This is a genomic window from Rhizobium sp. 01T417, from assembly GCF_056398905.1.
This window is the reverse complement of record NZ_JBFTQH010000108.1, coordinates 1-1,952: the sequence shown is the minus strand read 5'-3', so window position 1 is coordinate 1,952 and position 1,952 is coordinate 1. Positions and strand designations below refer to the sequence as shown.

Annotated in this window: 2 protein-coding genes; both read left to right on the top strand. The window is 56.1% G+C overall.

Features of this window, described 5'->3' with window-relative positions; all coding sequences use genetic code 11:
• Window positions 1-315 precede the first annotated feature (315 nt).
• A complete protein-coding gene (locus AC1DPR_RS31715) occupies window positions 316-1,323 on the top strand; it encodes a M35 family metalloendopeptidase (protein WP_477105228.1) in 1,008 nt (335 codons plus the stop codon).
• Between the two features lie 12 nt (window positions 1,324-1,335).
• Complete coding sequence (locus tag AC1DPR_RS31710; protein WP_144203527.1) at window positions 1,336-1,776, top strand: hypothetical protein; 441 nt, start codon at window positions 1,336-1,338, stop codon at window positions 1,774-1,776.
• Window positions 1,777-1,952: the final 176 nt, after the last annotated feature.

Sequence of the window (1,952 nt, the reverse complement as noted above, 5' to 3'; positions counted from 1 at the left end):
CTGTATATATCGCACTGAATAATGCGACCGGAGGGGTTGCCACGGGTCCGACAAAACACCGCCTGACCGATATCCACGACAAGCCATAGAGCTACGGGATGGGTCGGGTGGATTGCCAAGCAAGCGGGGAATCGGAGCCGTCCTAAGGACGGCTCTATTTGTTTGTGCGCCGGCACATTTCCATTGCAGTCCCACGACGATTCGGAAGCCGCCGCGGGAAACTCCCCGCACGCCGCGCGAATTCAGAGAACTGCTATAGACCGCCTCAATCGCGTCACGTGATGCTGTGTGCTCTTACCATGAATGGAAGAGGACATGATGCGAAACGACAAGCGGCACATGCTGGATGGGGCGAGCCGCACCGGCACTGGTGGCTGGCTGATCGCCACCAGCGATTCTACAAACATGGGCAAACGCCTTGGCCTGGAAGGGGACCACGCCACCTGCCCCGCCTGCAAGGTCGGCGGCCCGGTCTACAACGACTGCGATCCACGCTGGACCGACATGGGGAAATCCGTGCTGGTGGAAGGCGCGCGCGTGTATTGCCAATGCAAGGAAAAGCCGCGGGTGTTTGCATCGCAGTTCACGATGTCCACGGAGGTTGTCAGCGGCAATGTGAAGGGCGCGGCGGCGGGCGCCGATTCGAAAATGCCGTACACCCATAACAATTTGGCGGGCCGTACAACCACGCCTGACGCAGCGAGTCTTGCCGCGTACGAGGCGGATCCGACGATGATTTGTCCCAATATGACCAACGCGGAATTCTATGCGGCGGTCATGCGGGTACGGGATATTGCCGTCGCACACATGGAGGCGCGTTTGATGGAACTGGCGCGCTGGAGCGAGTCGGATAAGGATAAGGTACGCATCTGGTTTGCGAATGCCACGCCGGACATTCGCAAACGCTTGCGTGAGGGAATCACGAGAATTCGGAAAATCTCTCTATCGCTTACCGAGAAAAATTTCGAGCGCTTTAGTGAGGAAGCGGTGCGGCGCGTTGGCTGTGTGCCCGCCGCCGGGAAAGGCGATGAACCGGCATGGGCGAGCGTCTGTAAGCCCGATAAGACGTTTGCGATATTCATTGGCACCACGTTTTGTTATTTGCATGAGGAAAAGAGGAATTATCAAGGAATAATCGAAAATGTCAGCAGTATGACCACGGTTTTTATTCATGAGGTTTCCCATTTTCCCGCTGCAATGGACACGGTAGATCGCTATTCTGGCATCAAGGCGGCCCGGCTGCTGGCGAAGCTCCGCAATAGATTCGTCATTGAAAATGCCGATAACATCGCTGCATATGTCGCCGACGTTCCGAACTGGTAATGGAGGGGGACGATGAAATCCTTGAGTCGCCTTACAGTTGCATTAATTCTCGCCGCCATAACATTTAATGCCGGCGCCTGCCATATGCTCGAAGTGGAGCACACCGTGTACTTCGAAAATGGCGCTACAGCTGTGGGAGTCCACCAGATCAAGAAATTTGCCGAATGGCGAGTTGGCACCCGCAAGAAATTCTATTCTGGCTTCGATGTCTACCTTTTGGGATTCGAAGGGCGCGGCATTACCGGTGAAATGGCGAAGAAGCGGATCTCAGAGGTTCAGAGGCTGTTATTGAACTCCGGCCTGCCTCAGGATGCGCTGAAAGAGGTGGAAATACGGCCGTGGTATACCGCATCAATAACCGATGGGCCAGATGTGGTGCGTATCGACGCCCTTGCTCACTGCCCCAACTACTGTTGCAGCCTCGAACCACTCCCCGACAACGTCGTCCGCTGATTCAATCCAACACGACAAACAGAGCCATCTCCCGACGGCTCTTCGAGCGGTTCAGCCGAGAAAATCTGGTGGCCGTCGGCTATGTTCCCGCAYGGCTCCGGAGACCACAAATGGAAACCCTGACGCGCCTCGCAGTGATCGCAACGTTCACGCTCACAAGCTTTGGTTCCCACACC

Excerpts from the sequence above, each read along its gene's own strand:
- AC1DPR_RS31715 (WP_477105228.1), top strand. The coding sequence starts at position 316 with ATGATGCGAAACGACAAGCGGCACATGCTGGATGGGGCGAGCCGCACC.
- AC1DPR_RS31710 (WP_144203527.1), top strand. The coding sequence starts at position 1,336 with ATGAAATCCTTGAGTCGCCTTACAGTTGCATTAATTCTCGCCGCCATA.